Raw genomic sequence first — 1,129 nt, forward strand, 5'->3', positions numbered from 1 at the left:
CGCGGTTTTAGAAGGAGTTGTAATTTTTCAAAAAAGATTGAAAACCATTTTAAAGCTTTCGACTTAACCTTTTTTTACATCAATAATGGCTTCATTTAATGTCAGCATACTTTTTGAAACACCACCAGAATTTTATAAATATGGAACAAAGACAGGCGGTAAAACAATTGGCTATGGTTCTGCAAGAGAGCTTATTACTCGATACTTCTCAGCAATACCCGCTACGAAAAATTGCATTTGAAAAATCGCGCGCGATAGGCTGCATTTACGAGCGTTTTTCTCAAGATACTTTGTACAAACCATCCAATGTCGTTCAGCATGTCATTGCAGTCACCACAAACACAAAACAGCGCTTTAAGGCGTATTTAGCTTTTAGTAAAGCGATGGATGGTAAAAGTATCACACTTCCAAATGAGAACTTATGTAATGAATAATTCATGCTTACAGCAAAGTCACTTCTCATGTGGAAATATCAGAAAATTACTAATCATTAATTTTCTTAATTTTTAATAAATAACATTTAAAAATATTAACTTAATTATACTTTATGGAAAAATAATTTAAAAATATCTATAATTACTTAATTCGTATCCACCTTGGGGTGGATTTTTGCTTTTTAAGCATTCTGATTTTTTAATTTAACTTCTCCCACTGAACTTGGTTTAGATTTTGCTTTCATATTGTATATAAAGTGCTATGGTATGTTTTATGCACAACTTTATTGCACTATAAAAGAAAGATGGAATAGATCAGTTCAGTATCAATTCTCAAGTATGAGGTGATGACATGGCTAAAACACTTAGAATAATGGATAAGGCGGCAATGCGTCAGAAAGGCTGGATGTTGTTTGCTATTGTCGTAGGACTACAAATATTGTTTGTTGTGGGCAGTTATTTGATGCAGGGTTCTTGATATTTGGCTTTAAAAAAGCCACCGAGAGTCAAATAAACCAGACTATAGGAAACGAGTCCTAAAATGGTTATTGCCGTTATTTCTATTTTTGGTGGTGTTTCAAAAAGTATGCTGAAACAAAGCAGGTTGAATTTTGATAAAATAGAGAAATGCGAATAACTCTAGAAATCAAATGTCCAACCTGCCTCAGTGACAGTATAAAGAAAAATGGCATCAA

2 protein-coding genes and 1 pseudogene are annotated in these 1,129 nt (G+C 32.9%); all 3 read left to right on the forward strand.

From position 1 onward, the window contains the following. A pseudogene (locus FTU82_RS15975) lies at nucleotides 1-99 on the forward strand (IS1 family transposase); the annotation flags it as partial. 41 nt (nucleotides 100-140) lie between these two features. After that, nucleotides 141-434 carry a hypothetical protein gene (locus tag FTU82_RS15980; protein ID WP_180086658.1) on the forward strand — a complete coding sequence of 98 codons (294 nt, stop codon included), beginning with the start codon at nucleotides 141-143 and terminating at the stop codon, nucleotides 432-434. A gap of 352 nt (nucleotides 435-786) precedes the next feature. Next, nucleotides 787-912, forward strand: a complete 126-nt coding sequence (locus tag FTU82_RS16295; protein ID WP_005170067.1) for a KGW motif small protein — start codon at nucleotides 787-789, stop codon at nucleotides 910-912. The last annotated feature ends 217 nt before the right edge of the window (nucleotides 913-1,129 follow it).

The sequence above is a fragment of the Acinetobacter sp. YH12151 genome (genome assembly GCF_013418355.1).
GTDB lineage: Bacteria > Pseudomonadota > Gammaproteobacteria > Pseudomonadales > Moraxellaceae > Acinetobacter > Acinetobacter pseudolwoffii.